Origin of the sequence: Rhodococcus jostii RHA1 (assembly GCF_000014565.1) — a bacterium.
Taxonomy (GTDB): Bacteria; Actinomycetota; Actinomycetes; order Mycobacteriales; family Mycobacteriaceae; genus Rhodococcus_F; species Rhodococcus_F jostii_A.
On record NC_008268.1, the window covers coordinates 307,036 to 325,549 of the forward strand.

Genomic DNA, 18,514 nt, shown 5'->3' on the forward strand with positions numbered 1-18,514 from the left:
CGTTCTCACCGGGCCGTGAAACCGCCGTCCACCGTCACCACGGAACCCGTGACTCCACGCGCATCGTCGGACGCGAGCCACCGCGCCGCTGCCGCGACCTCGCCGGGTTCGACGAGCTTGTTGGTCGGCTGGGCCTGCACGAAAACCGACTCGTGCTCATCGACGCCGACACCCAGGGAGCGTGCGATCTCCGCCAGCATCCGCCCTTCGTACTCACTGCTGTCCCGCACCGATCCCGGGCACAGCGCATTCACCCGGACCCCGCTCGGCGCGTAGTCGAGGGCGACGGCCTTGGTGAGGCCGACCAGGCCGTGCTTAGCCGCAACGTACCCGGCGAAGTGGCGGTACCCGACGAGCCCGGCCGTCGAGGCGATATTGATGATGCTTCCGCTGCGCTGGGTGACCATGATCCGTCCGGCCGTCGCGATCGTCCGCCACGCCCCGGAGAGGTCGACGTCGATCATCAGACGCCACTCGGATTCGGCGATGTCGTGAGCGGCCTTTCCGGACGGTGCGGCGATTCCCGCATTGTTGAGGAGCACGTCGAGGCGACCGAATCGTTCGTGGGCGACCTGCACCGCTGCCGTGATCTCTGCGAGCTCGCGGACATCCACCGCCTGGGTCAGAACCGTCGCACCGTGCTCGCGGCACAACTCCGCGGTGTAGTCGAGCTGACTCTGCGAACCGAGTGGGTACGGCACCCCTGGCAGGTTTCGGGTGATGTCGACGAGCATGAGGTCGGCCCCAGCCGCCGCGAACTCGACGGCGCAGGCACGGCCGATCCCCCGCGCCGCGCCGGTCACGAAGGCCGTCTTTCCGGCGAGGTCGGCGCTCACCGAGCGTCCTCGGCGAGCTGCGCGGCAAGCAGCCGTACCAGCGCGTGCGGGTGCTCGGTCAGGTACATGTGCCCGCCGTCGACCTCGATCACCGACGTCCCCGCGGTCGTCGTCGCCGCCCACTCCGCCAACTGAGCGGCACCGACGAGGTGATCACCCCGCCCTCGGAGGGCGGTGATCGGGACGTCCAGCGGTGGGCGTGGTGGTGGCCGATAGTTTTCGTGCATCTCGACGTCGGCCCGGACGACGGGCAACAGCAGCTCGCGCAGTTCCGGGTTCGCCAGCGCGGGATGGGAGTACCCGGCCAGCTCACCCACCCGGTCGAGGAATTCCTCATCCGCCAACGACGACGCCCGGACCTCCCGCACGGTCGCCGGACCCGGCGATCCACTCACGAACAGGCGGGTCAGCGCGACGTCTCCGTCGGCAGTCAGGCGATGCGCCAGCTCGTAGGCCAGGACCGCACCGAGGCTGTGCCCGAACACGGCCACCCCGGAAGACTCCCGGAGGACCGGCAGCACGCGCGGCGCAATGTCATGGACGGCGGCGTCGACCGAGGTGAGCAGGTCCTCACCAAAGCGTTCCTCGCGGCCGGGTAGCTGCACGGGGAGGATGTCGAGTCCCCGCGGCGCACAACTCTGCCAATCGCGGAAGAATGACGCGCCCACCCCTGCGTACGGCAGACACACCAGGGTCGCAGGTGACATTGTCACCTCCTTCTACGACGCCGAGGAAGACCGCTGCTGCTTCCGACCCTAGGCCGCGCTCCCCTGCGGTGTGGGAATTCGCCCGCGCAGGGCCGCCAGCACTTCCGCGGAGCACGCGAGCTGCCCAGCCTGCTCGACGTGCCCGTCGTCGAGCAGGCTGATGAATGCGGGTGAAGGGGGTGCATGGCACGCACACGGACAGCGACATGTGCTGGGTGTCAAGACCGACGGAACTCGACGTGGTCGGGAAGCTTGTCCACTGTCTGCTACACCACCCGGCCGATTGTCGGCACACCTGGTTGCGGGTCGATCCTCAGCAGCGGAATTGTCGGCGGGCTCAGCGGCGGGGCCGCTCACACGGACCCCGGTCCGACTGTGAGGCAGCGGAATTGATACGCGTGCACGTCGTACCACCTACTATCGAGTGCATGGGAGTCGCAGCCGCGGCACGAGCGCTCGGCCGCCTCCAGTACCGAATCGCGCGCATTCCCTTCCACCTCGTCGACGACACGGTGATGCCGGCATTCTTCGACGACGCTGCCCCGGCCCGGCTGGCGTACGAGTGGGTGCTGATCGAGTGTGACGAGGCCGCAGCGATTCTGTTCGACGACGACTTCGCAGCCACGCACGCACAGATGTTGCGGCAGCGCAGTGCCGCCGTGCGATACGCCATCGCCCGCCGACAACGGCAGGCTCTCCGCGATACCGACGTCGTCGTCCTCGAGCGGCCCTGACGCGAGGCGCGCCGCGCATTCGGCGAGCGTCCACTTATGCCGTGGCCTGCCCAGGCGACCCACGAATCAGACTTTCCCGAGTAACGAGGCGCACCGGCCCCGTGATCTGCGGTCGGCAGTTCTGGCGGGATGTGCAGTGTGGCGAGGGTGATCGGCATCCACCTGACGTCGATCCGGGCGATGCCGCGCCGGGGCGGAACGAGGGGGAGAATCAGCATTGTGCCCGCTCATCAGCCCGCACCACCTCTCCGCCCGGTGAAACCGATGCTGGCGACGCTCGGCTCACCACCGGGTGGAGACGACTGGGCGGTGGAGATGAAATTCGACGGTGTACGCGCCGTCGCCACCATCACCCCGGCCGCGGTGCACCTGTTCAGCCGCGACAACGCCGACATCACCGCTGCATACCCGGAGATCGCCGCCGGACTCTCCGAGATCAACCCAGGCCGAGGCGTAATAGTCGATGGTGAGATCGTCGCGCCCGCAGCCGGCAGCGGCCGACCGCGCTTCGACCTGCTCCGACAGCGGACCCCCATCCAGGATCCACCGCCCGCGCTGCAGCGCGCCGTACCGGTCGCCTTTTGCATCTTCGATCTGCTGGTGCACCGCGGGGCGCCGATCCTGCAGTGGCCGTACCTCGAGCGCCGACAACTCCTGGCCGACCTGAACCTCGATCTGGAGGGTGAGGCTCTACGGGTACCTCCACACTGGGTCGATGTCGCCGGCGAGGACATGCTCCGGTTAGCCGACGAGCACGGTCTCGAAGGAATTGTCGCCAAGAGAATGACCTCGCCCTATCGGCCCGGACGCCGCTCACCAGATTGGGTCAAAACTCCGCTACGCAACAGCGCCGAGGTGATCGTCGGTGGGTGGGAAGCGACCAGCCGCGGCGGTCTGCGGTCGCTGATCGTCGGTGCCCACGCGGACCAGGTCGGCTTGATATTCGTCGGGCACGTCGGTTCCGGCTTCACCGAATCCCACCGGCGCCGAACGCTCATGCTGCTCCGGCCACTCGAGCGCCCTTCCAGTCCCTTCGACGATCATGTTCCCGATGAGCTTGCCGCTCACGCCCGCTGGGTGGAACCGATTCTGGTCGGCACCGTCGAGTACCGGGAGTTCACCCTGGACCGGCGGCTCCGCCACCCGTCGTGGAAGGGATTCCGCGCGGGGATAGACCCGAGATGGGTGACCGTCGAGGAGTTACCGTAGTCCCGCGCGTGTCTCGGCACGATGGCTTCTGTGCCTCGGCAGGCCCGGCCGGTCTTCGGGGCGCGGCCCTACACCGCCAGGAGCTTCGCCGATCCGGCGCCGCATCGGCGAAGCCCGGAATGGAACTGTGTTGTAGCTCTTCTGCATTTGAAATCGAGGCAGTCACAGGGCTCTTCCACTGTTACGTCCTTGGCGGCACCTCTCTCCGTGTCGGCAACCGATCAGCAAGGCGGCCGAGTAGAAATCGCACACTTCCCCCTCGGACCGGCGGGTCCGACAATAGGGAGCGTGAGTTCTCGACGTTCCGCCGCAGAGTGGGCAGTCGATCAGGTCCACGATGTGCGGGACGATCCTGCAGCCCGACTCGAGCTGATCGCCGTACATATCACGGTCCGATCGGCAACGCGCCCCGGCACTTGCCGTTCCGCCGGGCGGCTTTGTCGTTCATGCGCTGGCAGATCGGTCGCGGCGTGCTGGCGCCGCTGAGTGCGATGCCGCCCGGCAGTCCGTGGTGGCGAGCGGTCAACGAACGGCTGATGCGCGACGGCTGCGAGGCTGTCGCCCGGAGCGGCGGAATGGGAGGGACGCCGTCCTCGCACACGGTCGATCTGTGGATGCTTTTCGTTGCCGATCCGACCGCACGCACCTGGTACCGGGCCCACAATGCGAGCATTGCCTCCGCCTACCTGGACCATCGCGACCTTGCCTGCACCGAGAGCCACCCCGAGCGCTTCTTTCTCAACGTGGTACTGCTCCGTGTTCTCTACGCCCATGCCTTGGTCTCGGCGCCGCGTCTGGCGCTGGGGCGGCTCGCGCCGGCCGGCCCCCTTCTGGGAGATCCTCGTCTCTCGATGACCGGGATCTTCCTGTCCCTTTCTCGGGTCCTTCCCGACCGATATCCCCTCGGAGACGACGTCGCGGCGTATGTCGCCGCTGAGCACAACATCGGTGAGATGCTGGACTACGGCATGATCGGGCCGCGACTGCAGCAGTTGTACGAGTGGTCGGCCGACGAACTCGACGAGCCGGGGCTACTCGACTGCATTTGCGACGGTAGTCCGACGTACGCCTGGTCCTACTCTGATCGCGAGGTGTGGCATCCGGCGAGCCCGGCCGCCACGATTCGCGCAGTTCGGCGGATATTGCCTGCGAACTAGGGGTGAGCCCCTCCGCAGAGCTGCTCGACGAGGCAGGCCCCCAGGTCGGCACCGTGGCCGAAGCATCGGTACATACCTCGGCGACACCGCTGCACCTTGCGTTTTCCGCCTACGTCATCGACCCCGAGGGACAGGGGCTGGTCGGTCGGCGCGCACGGTGGAAGTCGACATGGCCCGGAGTCTGGACCAACAGCTGTTCCGGTCATCCCTGCCCTGGCGAGAACTTACCGGAGGCGGTCGCACGTCGCGTCGACGAGGTACTCGGGATCATCCCCGCCGACATCACGCTGATCCTTCCCGATTTCCGGTGCCGGACACGTGATCCGCACAAGTACGTGGGCCGTCAGTACCGGACATCGCTCTGCAGCAGCGGTGGATACACGGTGGACGACTCCCCGTCCACGGTGGTGCCTGCGAACTGAAGCATCGCCCGCTGCTCGCCGTGCATCGGCGCCGGGTAGTTCAACGTCGGCGCCGAGACCTCGTCGAGGATGCGGAGGTGTTCGGGGCCGAGAGTCACCTCCAGCCCGGCGACGTTGTCCGTGAGGTGTTCGACGCGCCTCGCGCCGAGGATGGGGACGACGGTCCCGGATCGGGCACGCAGCCAGGCCAGCGCGACGGCAGCCGAGGTGGTCGCGAGGTCGTCGGCGATTGCGGCGGCGGCGTCGATGACAACGAACTCCGCATCGGTCGGACCGCCGACGAAGGCGGTGCGGGCAGAGTCGGTGACCTCGGTGCCGCGGCGATACTTGCCCGACAGGAATCCGTTCTTCAGTGGGCTCCACGGCACCAGAGCCATGCCCTGATCGAGTGCGAGGGGCGCGAGTTCGCCCTCGACGGTGCGGGCCAGCAATGAGTACTCGACCTGCAGTGCAATCAGCGGGGTCCATCCTCGCAACAGCGCCGTGGTCTGAGCCTGCGCGGTCACCCACGCCGGGTTGTTGGAGATCCCGATGTAGCGGATCTTGCCGGCGCGGACAAGGTCGTCGAGGGTGCGCAGGGTTTCCTCGATCGGGGTATGGCGGTCCCAGTTGTGCAGCCAGTACACGTCGACGTAATCGGTGCGCAGGCGGCGAAGGGTTTCGTGGAGCTGAGCGATGATGGCCGCGCGGCCCGCACCGCCGCCGTTCGGGTCGCCGGGAAAGAGGTTCGCGAAGAACTTCGATGCCAGCACCACGCGTTCGCGGCGACCGCGATGGGCGGCGAAGAAATCGCCGAGGATCTTCTCCGAGTGGCCGTTGGTGTAGAAGTTGGCGGTGTCGATGAAGTTGCCGCCGAGGTCGAGGTAGGTGGCGAGGATCTTCTCGGATTCCTCGACGCTGCAGCCGGCGCCACCGGCGTCTTCGCCGAAAGTCATCGCACCGAGGGCGAACGGGCTGACCCGTAGTCCCGAGCGGCCGAGTGTGACGTACTGATCGAGTCGCATGATCTGCTCCTGGGGTATCGGAATGTGCACATCCATCGAAACGCGAACCGCAGTGGCAGCGGTAGATCGATCGGCGCCGGGCATTGCACGATCCTGTCCGTGTCGCCCCGATTGGGTTGCCGTAGTGGCCACGCGGATGCTTTCGTGAGTTGTGCGCAACTCCCCCGACCTCCTGGACGAGATCCGCGCCGGAATCACGGTCCATGCCCGGCCGGATCTGCAGACGCCGATCGATGGGCTGTTGTTGTCGAAAGTAACGGCCGAGTCGGCGGCGCCGGAGTATTCGCTGACCGAACCGCTGCTGGTGATCATGACCCAAGGCGGCAAGCGGCTCCTGCTCGGCGACCGACTCTACGAGTACCGGGCGGGGCAATGTCTCGTCGTCACCGCCAGTGTGCCTGTCACCGGCCACTACATCGACATCAGCGAGGGCGCGCCGTCGTTGGCCATGGGACTGGTCCTGCGGCCGGCCGCCATCGCCGCACTGGTGCTGCAGGCCCCCACCGAACGGTGGTCCCGCGGCGCCGCCGGCGTGCCGGCGATCGAGACCGGCGACGCAGATGTCCATCTACTCGACGCCGCGGCCCGGATGCTGCGACTGCTCGATCACCCCGCGGACGCGCCCGTGCTCGCCCCGCTGATCGAGCAGGAGATCCTCTGGCGGCTGCTCACCGGCCCACATGGGAGCACAATTCGCCAGATCGGGATGGCCGACAGCGACCTGGCGCATGTCAGCCGGGCGATCCACTGGATCCGCGACAACTACTCCGAGCCGATGCGGATCGACGACCTCGCACGGTTGTCCAGTATGAGTGCATCGGCGTTTCACCGGCACTTTCGAGCCGTCACGGCCATGAGCCCCTTGCAGTATCAGAAACGTATCCGACTGCAACACGCCCGCTCGATGCTGGTCGCACACCCCGGTGACGTCGCCGGCGTCGGGCATCACGTCGGCTACGACAGCCCCTCCCAGTTCAATCGCGAATACCGCCGCCTGTTCGGCGCCTCCCCCGGCAAAGACGCTCACGGCCTACGCGGAAACACCGCGCTGTCGGACACCGGCCCCCTGCCCTGATCTGTCGACGCACAGCGTCCGGTAGCGGATGCAACCCCGGTTTCCGGGTGCTCCGGAAGGGGTAAGCGTGGCGGGAAGCGCCTTTGATTCGACGAACTTGTCAGTCCCGCTTGCCGATTCGACAGAAGACGAAGAAGGGTACGAGAATGGCCGACCAGTACGCCCAGCAGGATCCCACCACGCAGTACCCCGCCCCCGATCGCGAACACCAACCGGAGCTATCGCACCCGGGACTGACCTCCGACATGGTGACCGCCCCGGATCACGGCGAGAAGTCCTATCGGGGAAGCGGACGCCTCGACGGTCGCCGCGCCCTGATCACCGGCGCGGATTCGGGCATCGGGCGAGCGGTGGCGATCGCGTTCGCTCGCGAGGGTGCCGATGTCGTGGTCAGTTGTCTGGACGAGGAGGAGGCGGATGCACGGGAGACCGTGCGACTGGTGGAAGAGGCCGGACGACGAGGCGTCGTCGCGACCGGCGACATCACGTCGGAGGACCACTGCCAGTATCTCGTGGACCTGACGGTCCGTGAACTCGGCGGTCTCGACATCCTCGTCAACAACGCGGCCTTTCAGATGGTGCAGACGGGTGGTATCGCCGACATCACCACCGAGCAGTTCGACCGTGTCCTGCGCACGAACCTCTACGCGCTGTTCTGGTTGTGCAAGAAATCCGTCGCAGTCATGGAACCTGGATCGACGATCGTGAACACCTCGTCGATCCAGGGGACGAATCCGTCTCCCGGGCTTCTCGACTACGCCACCACGAAGGCAGGGATCATCGATTTCACCAAGGGATTGGCGGCCGATGTGGCGAAGCGGGGAATCCGGGTCAATGCCGTTGCACCGGGGCCCATCTGGACGCCGTTGATCCCCGCGACGATGCCCGCCGACGGTTATCGGCAGTTCGGGGACGACGTGCCTCTGGGCAGGCCCGGCCAGCCGGCCGAACTGGCACCCGCGTACGTATTCCTCGCATCGAACGAATCCAGCTACGTCACCGGAGAAGTGCTCGGCGTCACCGGCGGGACGCCCTTCACCTGAGCACCGCAGCGGTGACGGAGCCCCTGCGGATCACTCCTTTTCGCGGGCGGCGACGATGGCGTCGAGGTTGGCGGCGATGTTCTCCTCGGCGGCAGCTTTGTCGACACCCAGTCCGGTGAGCACACCGACCCCGTCCTCGACCTCGAGCAGGGCCAGCAGGATGTGCTCGGTGCCGATGTAGTTGTGCCCCAAACGTAGTGCCTCACGGAACGTCAGTTCGAGCGCCTTGCGTGACTGAGCATCGAAGGGAACGAGTGCGGGCACCTCCTCGGCGGCGGGGGGCAGCGTCGCGGTCGCGGCGTGCCGGACCGAATCCAGTTTCACGCCCTGCGCGGCGATCGCCCGGGCGCCGAGCCCTTCGGGATCGGCCAGGAGTCCGAGGACGAGATGCTGGGGCAGGATCTCGGCGTTGTGTGCCGCCCTGGCCTCGTTCTGCGCGACCACCACCACCTGTCGTGCGCGCGGAGTGAACCGGCTGAATCCCTGATTCGGGTCGAGGTCGGAGGCCTGCCCGGGATCCTTGGGGACGAACCGTTTCTGCGCGGCCTGCTTCGTGACGCCCATGCTCTTGCCGATTTCGGTCCACGATGCCCCCGAGCGGCGGGCCTGGTCGACGAAGTGGCCGATGAGATGGTCGGCCAGTTCACCGAGGTGTTCTGCGGCGAGGACCGCGTCGGTGAGTTGCTCGAGCGGGGCCTCGGCGTGCACCTTCTTGATCGCGTCGATGAGCTCGTCGAGTCGGATGGGCGGGGTCGTGCGATCCGAATTCTCCATGCGTCAACTCTAGGTTGACGCACAGCAAGCGTCAACCCCAGGTTGTCGCTTTCGACTTCCGCGAGCTGCGCACCGACCCGCGATCCGATCTGCTAGCTTGATGACTAGCAGATCTAGGGATAGGGGTTCTATGCATATCGAGAAAGATCTGGTGGCAGCCTCGGCCACTCCCCTCGTACTCGGAATTCTCGCGGAAGGCGAGTCGTACGGGTACGCCATTCTGAAACGAGTCAACGACCTGTCCGGCGGACGGATTCAGTGGACCGACGGAATGTTGTACCCCCTCCTGCATCGCCTGGAAAGATTGGGATACGTGTCGGCGTCGTGGGGTGCCTCCGACAGCGGGCGAAGGCGCAAGCACTACACGATCACCGCTGCGGGCCGGGAGATGCTCGCGGAACGACGCGCCCAATGGGACGTCGTCGCGGACGCTCTGAGCCAGGTGTGGCGCTCCGTCCAGCTACCCCCAGCCTCCGCCCAAGGATGGTCGTGATGGATACCGACAAGGAGCTCGAATCGCAGATCGGCCAGTGGCGGGGTTACGTCGAGCGCCGTCACGCGATATCCGCCGCCGACACCGACGAGATGGAAGACCATCTCCGTGATCAGATTTCGGACCTGTCTTCCGCTGGGCTGAGGACCGACGAGGCCTTCCTGGTCGCGGTCAAACGCATGGGCAACGTCGACGACATCTCCCGCGAGTTCGCTCGCGAGCACTCCGATCGACTGTGGAAGCAACTCGTCCTCATGCCCGCCGCGTCGGACGGCGACGGCACTCGCGCCACACGTGAGCTGTTCGTCGTTCTCGGGCTCGCCGTCGGCGCGGCACTGTCGGTCAAGGCAGGCGTGGCGACGCTCGGCGAGCAGGACCTCGCGCGCAACCTCAGTCTGTTCGTTCTTCCGTTCCTCGCCGGATACTTCGCCTGGAAGCGGCAGGTGACACCCCGCCTCGCCGCGGTACTGCTGGTGCCGTTCGCGCTGGCGGCGGTACTGCTGAACGTCTTCCCGTTCGCATCGAACGGCTCCACCGAGGTGATCGCGGCGATCCACGCACCGATCGCGCTGTGGTTCGCCGTCGGCCTAGCGTATGTCGGCGGTCAGTGGCGATCGGACCGCCGGCGAATGGACTTCATCCGCTTCACCGGCGAATGGGTCGTCTACCTGACCCTCCTCGCCCTCGGCGGCGGCGTCCTCATCGGCCTGACGATCGGTGCGTTCGACGCACTCGGCCTGAGTGTCGAGTGGTTCATCGAGGACTGGGTGCTGCCGTTCGGGGCGGCAGGCGCGGTCATCGTCGCCGCGTGGCTCGTGGAGGCGAAGCAGAATGTGGTCGAGAACATCGCCCCAGTCCTCACCCGCGTGTTCACCCCGCTGACGACTCTCATGCTGCTGGTGCTGCTGACGGCATTCGCGACGACCGGCAGCGTCGTCGACGTCGACCGAAACCTGTTGATCCTCATGGATCTCATTCTCGTCGTCGTCCTGGGATTGCTGTTGTACGCGATTTCGGCCCGTGACCCCTACCTGCCGCCCGACCTGTTCGACCGCCTCCAACTCGTCCTCGTCGTCAGTGCCCTCGCGGTCGACCTGCTGATGCTGTTCGCCATGCTGACTCGCATCGCGGAATTCGGCTTCACCCCGAACAAGGTGGCGGCACTCGGAATGAACCTGGTCCTCCTCGTCAACCTGACGTGGTCAGCTCATCTCATTCTCGGGTTCCTGCGCGGCCACCGCGGATTCAGCTCCACCGAACGCTGGCAGACCGGTTACCTTCCCGTCTTCGGCATGTGGGCGGCGTTGATGGTCGGCGTTCTCCCACCGGTTTTCGACTTCGTGTGACGACAGTGCGGAGCTGATCGAGAGTGTTCTCATCGGACAGGGAATTCACGGCGTACGGCCCGTCGTACTGGGCGATGATCGCGCTGTTCGTCGTGGGGGCCGCGGTTCTGGTCCGGCTCGGACGACGGCAGACCGAATCGCAAGCCCGGCGCCTGGGCCGAGTCCTTGCGGTGCTGACGGCCGCGATATACGGCGCGACACTGGTTCATTTCTCGATTCCGCCCACGATCGGCGGCTCGGTACCGCTGCGCCTGACCGATCTCGCGACCGTAGCGGCGGCCTGTGCCCTGTGGTCCCGGGCGCAGTGGGCCTACGCGCTCACGTATTACTGGGGACTCGTGCTGAGCACCCAGGCGTTGATCTCGCCTGTTCTGACCGGTCCGGACTTCCCCCACTATCAGTTCCTCGCGTTCTGGGCGATTCACCTGCTCGTGGTCTGGGCGGCCATCTATCTGACGTGGGGTCGAGGGATGCGGCCCCGGTGGCGCAGCTACCGGTTCACGGTCCTGGTCACCGTCGTCTGGGCGGCAGTGACCTTCACGTTCAACCGCGTCGCCGGAACCAACTACGGCTTCCTCAACAGAAAGCCTGCCACCGCGACCCTTCTGGACGTTCTGGGTCCCTGGCCGGTGTACCTACTGACCGCGACGACACTGATTCTCGTCGTGTGGGCCCTGATGACCTGGCCGTGGGAGCGGACACGATGACGCACCGAGGAAATCCCGCGGCCCTCCTGATCGCTACCGGGAATCTTTGGTGTCACGCGATATCTTCCGAACGACGCTGCGGCTGCGTAACATCAGGATCATCTCGCTGGAATCCCTCTGGAGGCCGACGTGGGTGGACTTGGTATCGATCTCGGAACTGCCAACACTGTCGTCGGAACTCCCGACGACGGCATCGTACTGAACGAGCCGTCCTTCATGCTCGTTCGAACGAAGGATCCGCACCGTGCTCTCGCGATCGGCACGGAGGCGCGAAGTCTCGTCGGCCGCACTCCAATCGGAATCACGCCGGTTCGACCGATGCGTGACGGGGTGATCGTCGACCTGGAGTCGGCGCGGGCGTTCGTCACGGCCGTCATCAAACGGGTCTCCTCCGCCAGGCGATACGGTCTGCGGCCCAAGGCCGTCATCTCGGTCCCCGCGGGCGCAACCCCGCTCGAACGCCGCGCACTGCTCGAGGTCGGCCACGAGGCCGGTCTGCGGAAAGTGGGGTTGGTACCGGAGCCGGTGGCGGGTGCGCTCGGTTGCGGAATCAACCCCATGGAACCACGCGCACACCTCGTCGTCGATATCGGCGGCGGCACTTCGGAAGTCACCGCCATCTGTTTCGGTGGCATTCTCTCTCACCGTAGTTGCCGTGTCGCGGGCGACGAATTGACGAACGCGCTGTACCAGTACCTGAGGGCAGAGCACAAGATCGTCGTCGGCGAACTCACCGCCGAGCGTGCCAAGCTGGGTGAACCCGACAGCGCCGAGGGGCAGTCGCTCGTCGTCGAGGGCCGCGACGCCGTGACCGGCCGCGCACGCCTGGTGACACTCGAGACCGAGGAGATCGTGGAGGCGTTGCGGCCGACGACAACCGGAATCGTGCAGACATTGACGGAATGCCTGGACGACCTCCCCGCCCAGGCGATCGGTGACGTGATGTCGGAAGGGCTGCTCGTCATCGGTGGCGGGGCGTTGCTCCGCGGGCTGTCCCAGCTGCTCGAAGAGTCCTTCGGATTCCCGGTGAAGACCGCCGAGCGCCCACTCACCTGCGTCGCCGAGGGCGCTACGGCGTGTCTGGTGCACCCTGAGGTGGTTGCCGCCTACAGCGCCTGATCACCGAGTCGGCGCCGGGGCGGGCGGTCGCGGAAAGTAGTGCTCGAGGAGTTTCTTGACCACGGGGCCCGCCGTCGCCGACCCGAAGCCACCACCGCGGATCAGCACCGACACCTGGATCTGGGGGGCGTCGAAAGGCGCGACCGCGGAGAACCAGGCATTCAGTCCTTCTCCGGGCGCCGACGGGTCCTCCGCCGTGCCGGTCTTCGCGCCGGCCGGTACCGGGAGGTCCGCGAGTTGCCCGGCGGTCCCCGCCGACGCGGACGCCCGCATGCCTGCCCGGACGGGACCGAGCAAGTCCGCGAAGGGCAGACGCTGCGGCTCCGCTGTCGGGATGGGGGTCAGTTCCGACCCGTACGCCGCGGCGAGCTGAGGCGTCACCATCGCGCCGGTGGCGATCCCCGACGTCCAGCGCGCCACCTGTATCGGGGTCGCGCTGACGGTGCCCTGTCCGATACCCATCAACAGCGTCGACCCGGGATACCAGGTGGCCCCGATGCTTCCGACGTTCTCCGGGGTGCCGAGGAACCCCTCGGCCTCGCCCGGCAGGTCGATCCCGGACCGCCTGCCGACGCCGAGTTGGCCCGCGACGTCCGCCATCCTCTCCGGACCCAGGAGTTCACCGAGCTTGTAGAAGTAGACGTTGTCGGACCACTGAATCGCCTGCAGCAGATTGTGCGGGCCCATCGGTTGCCAATTCCGGAAGGTGTGGCCGCCGTAGGTGTAGGCGGCGCCGGTGTCGATCACCGCGTCCGGCGACAGCACCGGGTATCGGGTATTCGCCGCCGCGACGACGATCTTGAAGGTGGAGCCCGGGGGGACGGCGGTCTGGGTGGCATTGTTGAGCAACGGGCTCGGCCCCGGGGTCTGACTCTGCGCCGCGAGGGCGACGAGGTCGGCCGGAGGTCCGTAGACGTTGTTGTCGGCCCCCGGGACACTGGCGAGGGCCAGCACGGCTCCGTTCCGCGCGTCCATCACGACTGCGGCACCGAGGTCGCCCTTGCTGGTGCGCATCGCCTCCACGAGTGCGTCGGTGGCCAGGTTCTGCACTTCGATGTCGAGGTGCAGGCGCAGATCGTGGCCCCGTACCGGGTCCACCCGTTCGCCGGCGGCCACCGGATGCCCGGACGGATCGACATACATGCACTGTTTGCCGTCGCTGCCGCGGAGCAGAGCGTCGTACTGCTTCTCGAGTCCCGCCTTGCCGACGCGTGACCCGAGCGCGAGATGCGGCCAGCGTTCCATGTCGTCGGCGTCGGCGACCCCGACGTGTCCGAGGACGGAGGCGAGAACGGCACCGTACGGGTACTGCCTGCGGCCGGTAGGCACCACGAGGACACCGGGAAGTCGCGCGTCCACGATGCGCCGCGCCTGGTCGGGCGCGACTCGGCCGACTTCCACCTGCGACTCGCCTTCGCCACCGGCATCAATCAGGTCCGCGACCTCGTCGGGAGACCGGGCGAGCACCGCGGCCAACCGGTTCCGGGCGTCGTCGTCGTGCTCGTCGAACATCCGGGCGACCACCGCAACGGCGTACTCGGCCACGTTCACCGCCAGGGGAACACCGTTGCGGTCGAGGATCAGTCCGCGCTCTGCGGGCAGGCGGATGCACCGCATCATCTGCTGGTCGCTCATCGCCCGGAATTCCGCACCCCGGTCGTGTTGCAACTGCCAGGCGAACACCGACATCGCGACGAGTGCCGCGGTCATCGTCAGGGTGCCCGCCGACATTCCGCGCGGGCGGCGCCGCCGTCGGGGATCCGGGGTCCACAGCGGTCGCGCGACGCCGTCTCGGCGCACCGCGAGCACCAGTCCGATGGCGACGAAACCGACGATGGCGGCGGTGCCCCCGTAGCTGAAGAGGGGAATCGGCATGCCGGTATGGGGCAGCAGCGACAGACTCTGACCGATCGACACCAGCGCGTGGATGCCGAACAACGCGCCGATCCCGGCCGCGACGAGTGCGGCCTCGCGAGTGCGCGCCGTGCGCGCGGAGAGTGCAGCCCGCCACACGATGACCGAAGTTGCCACCACGACAGCCAGGCCGGCGATCAAACCCCACCCGTACACCAGGCTGGCGAACGCGAGATCGTGCTCCGATTCGGGAAGATACTCGGCCCGCACCGCGTACATCGGGTCGCGCGCCAGCCCCCACAGGCCACCGCTGCCGATCGCGATGTTCGCTTGCAGCTCGGCCCATCCCGCGCCGGCAGGGTCGGCGTTGCTCGACAGGAACACGTGGACCCGTTCGAGCTGGTAGGGGCGGAGAAAGAGCACGGCCAGCGGAAGCGACGCGAGACCCAGCACGAACAGCGGAACCAGAGGCAGAAGCGGGACTCGGGCGAGGATGAGCATGAATCCCGCCGTCGCGACGAGCACGACGGCAGTCGACAGGTCGGGTTGGAGTGCGACGAGTGCAATGGGTACGCCCACGATCGCCAAGGTCGCGACGAATCGTGCCAGCGTGAACCCACCGGCGAGCATGCTCGCGGGCACGAGAACCAGGGCGAGCTTGGCCAGCTCGGACGGCTGGACGGTGAATACGCCGAAGTCCAGCCAGCGTTGAGCACCCTTGGTCGCGACCCCCGCGAACGGTACGACCGCCAGCAACACGGTCGCCACGGTGAACACTGCCCAGCCGAAGGCGCGGAGATCACTCATCCGCAGGCGGGACACCACATACATGATGCCCAGACCGGCAACGGCGAAGAGCGTGTGGCGAACAGCGTCTGCCGTCTTCCCTGTCGAGAGCAAATTCAGAAGGCCGAGCACGACGAGAACGATCGCCGCACCGACGATCCACGGGTCGGATTCGTGCTTGTCGTCGTGCTTGTCGTCGTGCATCCCACCCCTCCCCCCGCCGCTCAGCAGCGAGCGTTTTCGGCAGGCACCAGCAGCGGCTCGGACGCGGCCGTCGCCGGGGCGCTGGTGACGGCCGCGACGGCGAGTGCGGCGCCCGGCGGCAGATCGGTCCGGACGATGCCGTAAACCTGTTGTGACCCTGGCTGAACGGGCAGCGTCACGTCACTGGTGGGCCGCACCTCGCCGGAGCAGCGGTCGTACACGTTCACCCGCCAGGTCACGGCGCCGACAGCTGCTGCCGGATCGAGGCGAATGTCGACTCGGATCGCGCACGCCTGCCCGGGCAGGCACTCCCCGTTGGCGCGCGTGACCGTGACGAGGGTGATCGGCCCCGCACTGCCGGGGGCACCGATGTCGACGGGCGGCGGCGGCCGGCCGACATCGATCGTCGCCGACGGTGGCTGGTCAGCCTGGGGTTCCGGTGGAGGCGGCGATACGGGCCGAATCTGATTCTGCTCCGAGGGATTCACGGGATTCAGGACGGCGTCCCATCCCCGGCGCAGCTCCGACCACACCCGGGGAGCCATCCACGCTGCAGCGACGAGTATCAGGATCGCGATCAGGCCGAGTGCTCCCTGCCGCCGCGACGGCCGTCTCCTTTTGCGATGCCACGGATTCCGGACCGGCGGAAACCAGCCTGACGGTGCGAGGGTGGAACCGGCCGCCACATATGGCCAGTCCCGGACGTCCGTCCGCTCCCCCACCACCTCGGTGTCAGGACGCGGCCGTCCCGTGGTGGCCGCGACGAGCCCGGCAAGTTGGCAGCGTTTCCTTCTCTCCTCGGCTGGGTCGACATCGGGTGCGATCGCCTGACGAACCCGGTGCACCAACGCATCCAGATCTGTTGTTTCGGCGAGCGATTCGTGCAACCGGTCGGCCAGGGCCGAACCGCGACAGTTCGTCGCAATGCTTCGGAGAAGTTCGACCACCGCCTCGTTCATGTCTCGCCGGGACGCACTGCCCGCGCACTCGATCGTGAGATGACCGGCATCGGACACCGTCACGTTCCGGAGGCGGAATGGGTAGGGCCCCTCGCCGCGCGCCAGTTCGAGCTCATGGAGCGCATCCGCGACGAGTAGTGCGGCCTGCTCTGGTGTCAACGCCGCCACCGCCAGGAGTCTTCCGACTGCGACACCGCGGACACGTGCATCGTGATCGATGTGTTCGGGCGGGTCGGATCGGGCATCGGCGGGTTCGGTTCTCCTCGCAAGGAGCCCTGTCACTGCTTCGATCATCGCGCACCCCGACGCTATGCCTCCCGCACGGTCAGGACGCGACCGGAGCGGGCGGCGGCGGACCTTGAGTTGGGCTTACTCGCTGCCGAAATCCATTACGCCTGCGTGATTCCATTTAACTCCGCGGCGTGCTCCGGCGTCCGAGAAATCGCTTCGTCCGCTTCGACACAATTCGGTGTCGTCGGTCCGGACAGCTGGGTCGCACCGCTGTCTGTCAGCTCCCACTCGGCGGTGACCCGAACGCGTGCATCACGACCGCACCCCAGTCCCGCCACATCGGGCACGGTGGAGGATCCCGGTGGTCCAGGAACCGGATCACCTCGTCCTCGAAGGCAGCCGAGGTGGGCAGCGACGAGTGTGCGGCGCGGACCGGGCAGCCATTGCGTTCGACGTCGAGCCGCCAGCCGTGCGGCATCAGGGGAAGATCGGCAGCCGAGGTGATACTCAGAACACGCACCTCCCCGGGCAGCGGCTCGCCGAGAATGGCCTGTGCGCTGCCCGCGGTGCCGAGCAGTTGCCGCGCCGCGGGCGTGTCGGGGTCGAAGTGGAAGAAGACGACGTCGGTCACCGGCGCCGCCCACCGCAACAGGTCGCCGAACACCCTGCCCCGTCGATCGCCATCCGGGGGTGGAAAGCCGAGCGGGGTCTCCGGAAAGACGCCCACCAGCACCAGCACATCGACCCGCGCCCGCCCGGTGGCAACCGCGTCCCACGCAATCCACGCGGCGTGGGAATGTGCGGCAACGGTCAACGGCCGCTGCAGGTTCGCGGTCTGTTCGGCAAACAACGCGACCTGTTCCTCGACGGGGCGCTGGGTGTCGGCAGATTCGTACGGGGCACCCGATCTGATCGGACACGTCGAGTCACGCTGCGGCTGCCCGTCGCCGGGGCCGGCGTAGGAGAAGTAGTACACCTGATCGCATTCGTAACCCAGCCGGTGCACGTCGGCCCGGGGGATGCTCCCCTGCCCCGAACGCGAATTGATTCCGGACATGAGGAACAGCGAACCGGCCTGCCGGGGCGCGGGTTCCGGATCGTCATATCCTCGTGTCCGAACAAAGATCACCGACGCCGCCGTCACCACGACGAGCACGGCAGCAAGCGCCGCGACGGGCCGGGTAACCGGTTCACGGTCCATCGCCCACACCGTCAGTCCCGTCGCCGCAGCCGAGACCGGCAAGAGCAGCACGGTGAGGGCCGGGGCCCGGTCGGCCAGAACGCCGAGCCCGAGGACCGCCGCGCAGTACGGCACCATCACCTCGATCCGCAGGCCGCGGCGCCACCCCCGCGCCATCGCCCCGCGCACGGTGACCCCGCCCTGCCACGGGACCGGGCCGAGGATCACGACCAGCAGTCCGACCAGCGCCACCGCCGGCCAGAACGCCCGCGAGTACAGCGCCGCGTAGGCGGTCGCGTCACCGAGCGTCGCAAGAAGGACCGGGCCGAACGCCGCCGCGTAGAACATCGCGGCGAAGCGGAGGCGTCGGGCATCGAGTCCACCGAGAAGCCAGGCCATCAGCATGACCCGCACGGCCGACACCACGGAGAGCAGCACCAGGAACTGCGGCCACGAGGCGGTACGCACCAGCAGAAGTCGCAGGTCCGCGAACTGATCCAGCGGCGGCAGCGCGACCAGGTGCAGCAGTCCCGGCCAGACGGGAACCATCCCGCTCGCCGCGAGCACGACGACGAACACCGCGACGGCCGCCAACGGCAACCACCGCGTCCAGTTCGTCGACGTCATACCTTTCGCTGTACTCGCTGGTCGTGGTCCTGCACAACCCATGCGCC

General features: G+C 67.3%; 17 protein-coding genes. 10 read left to right on the forward strand and 7 right to left on the reverse strand.

Annotated features, from left to right (window positions below; all coding sequences use genetic code 11):
* Positions 1 to 5 precede the first annotated feature (5 nt).
* Both RHA1_RS01190 and RHA1_RS01195 read right to left on the reverse strand, forming a co-directional pair.
* Positions 6 to 836 (reverse strand): SDR family oxidoreductase, encoded by an 831-nt coding sequence (locus tag RHA1_RS01190; protein WP_011593533.1) that lies wholly within the window; start codon positions 834 to 836, stop codon positions 6 to 8.
* Positions 833 to 1,543 carry a thioesterase II family protein gene (locus RHA1_RS01195; protein ID WP_011593534.1) on the reverse strand — a complete coding sequence of 237 codons (711 nt, stop codon included), beginning with the start codon at positions 1,541 to 1,543 and terminating at the stop codon, positions 833 to 835. The genes RHA1_RS01190 and RHA1_RS01195 overlap by 4 nt, the downstream gene beginning before the upstream one ends.
* A 428-nt stretch (positions 1,544 to 1,971) precedes the next feature.
* Here RHA1_RS01195 and RHA1_RS44390 point away from each other — a divergent pair, with 428 nt between their 5' ends.
* The 4 genes from RHA1_RS44390 to idi all read left to right on the forward strand — a co-directional run bounded on the left by RHA1_RS44390 (position 1,972) and on the right by idi (position 5,065).
* Positions 1,972 to 2,277, forward strand: coding sequence for a hypothetical protein (locus RHA1_RS44390; RefSeq protein WP_016881173.1), 306 nt, complete (start codon positions 1,972 to 1,974; stop codon positions 2,275 to 2,277).
* 219 nt (positions 2,278 to 2,496) lie between these two features.
* Entirely contained in the window at positions 2,497 to 3,486 is a 990-nt protein-coding gene (gene ligD / locus RHA1_RS01205; protein WP_016881172.1) for a non-homologous end-joining DNA ligase, read from the forward strand.
* Positions 3,487 to 3,932: 446 nt separating this feature from the next.
* Entirely contained in the window at positions 3,933 to 4,643 is a 711-nt protein-coding gene (locus RHA1_RS01210) for a hypothetical protein (RefSeq protein WP_237726823.1), read from the forward strand.
* 2 nt (positions 4,644 to 4,645) lie between these two features.
* Positions 4,646 to 5,065 carry an isopentenyl-diphosphate Delta-isomerase gene (idi, locus tag RHA1_RS45495; RefSeq protein WP_011593538.1) on the forward strand — a complete coding sequence of 140 codons (420 nt, stop codon included), beginning with the start codon at positions 4,646 to 4,648 and terminating at the stop codon, positions 5,063 to 5,065.
* Here idi and RHA1_RS01215 read toward each other — a convergent pair.
* A complete protein-coding gene (locus tag RHA1_RS01215; protein ID WP_029538497.1) occupies positions 4,987 to 6,069 on the reverse strand; it encodes an aldo/keto reductase in 1,083 nt (360 codons plus the stop codon). The two genes, idi and RHA1_RS01215, sit on opposite strands and share 79 nt — an antisense overlap.
* A gap of 151 nt (positions 6,070 to 6,220) precedes the next feature.
* Between RHA1_RS01215 and RHA1_RS01220 the strand changes: the two genes are divergently transcribed.
* Together RHA1_RS01220 and RHA1_RS01225 are read left to right on the forward strand one after the other, a co-directional pair.
* Positions 6,221 to 7,144, forward strand: coding sequence for an AraC family transcriptional regulator (locus RHA1_RS01220; RefSeq protein ID WP_011593540.1), 924 nt, complete (start codon positions 6,221 to 6,223; stop codon positions 7,142 to 7,144).
* Positions 7,145 to 7,290: 146 nt separating this feature from the next.
* Positions 7,291 to 8,187, forward strand: a complete 897-nt coding sequence (locus RHA1_RS01225; protein ID WP_011593541.1) for a glucose 1-dehydrogenase — start codon at positions 7,291 to 7,293, stop codon at positions 8,185 to 8,187.
* Between the two features lie 30 nt (positions 8,188 to 8,217).
* On the opposite strand, the gene RHA1_RS01230 is transcribed toward RHA1_RS01225, so the two are convergent.
* Entirely contained in the window at positions 8,218 to 8,961 is a 744-nt protein-coding gene (locus RHA1_RS01230) for a Clp protease N-terminal domain-containing protein (protein ID WP_009472799.1), read from the reverse strand.
* A 130-nt stretch (positions 8,962 to 9,091) separates the two neighbouring features.
* Between RHA1_RS01230 and RHA1_RS01235 the strand changes: the two genes are divergently transcribed.
* From RHA1_RS01235 to RHA1_RS01250, 4 genes are all read left to right on the forward strand, one after another.
* A complete protein-coding gene (locus tag RHA1_RS01235; protein ID WP_009472800.1) occupies positions 9,092 to 9,454 on the forward strand; it encodes a PadR family transcriptional regulator in 363 nt (120 codons plus the stop codon).
* A complete protein-coding gene (locus RHA1_RS01240) occupies positions 9,454 to 10,800 on the forward strand; it encodes a permease prefix domain 1-containing protein (protein WP_011593542.1) in 1,347 nt (448 codons plus the stop codon). The genes RHA1_RS01235 and RHA1_RS01240 overlap by 1 nt, the downstream gene beginning before the upstream one ends.
* Before the next feature lie 23 nt (positions 10,801 to 10,823).
* Positions 10,824 to 11,507: a YwaF family protein gene (locus RHA1_RS01245; RefSeq protein WP_009472802.1), complete on the forward strand. Its 684-nt coding sequence runs from the start codon at positions 10,824 to 10,826 to the stop codon at positions 11,505 to 11,507.
* 129 nt (positions 11,508 to 11,636) lie between these two features.
* Positions 11,637 to 12,626 carry a rod shape-determining protein gene (locus tag RHA1_RS01250; protein WP_009472803.1) on the forward strand — a complete coding sequence of 330 codons (990 nt, stop codon included), beginning with the start codon at positions 11,637 to 11,639 and terminating at the stop codon, positions 12,624 to 12,626.
* On the opposite strand, the gene RHA1_RS01255 is transcribed toward RHA1_RS01250, so the two are convergent.
* From RHA1_RS01255 to RHA1_RS01265, 3 genes are all read right to left on the reverse strand, one after another.
* Entirely contained in the window at positions 12,627 to 15,470 is a 2,844-nt protein-coding gene (locus RHA1_RS01255) for an FtsW/RodA/SpoVE family cell cycle protein (protein ID WP_009472804.1), read from the reverse strand.
* 20 nt (positions 15,471 to 15,490) lie between these two features.
* Positions 15,491 to 16,723 carry a hypothetical protein gene (locus RHA1_RS01260; RefSeq protein WP_011593543.1) on the reverse strand — a complete coding sequence of 411 codons (1,233 nt, stop codon included), beginning with the start codon at positions 16,721 to 16,723 and terminating at the stop codon, positions 15,491 to 15,493.
* Between the two features lie 214 nt (positions 16,724 to 16,937).
* Positions 16,938 to 18,467 carry a hypothetical protein gene (locus RHA1_RS01265; RefSeq protein ID WP_050787227.1) on the reverse strand — a complete coding sequence of 510 codons (1,530 nt, stop codon included), beginning with the start codon at positions 18,465 to 18,467 and terminating at the stop codon, positions 16,938 to 16,940.
* Positions 18,468 to 18,514: the final 47 nt, after the last annotated feature.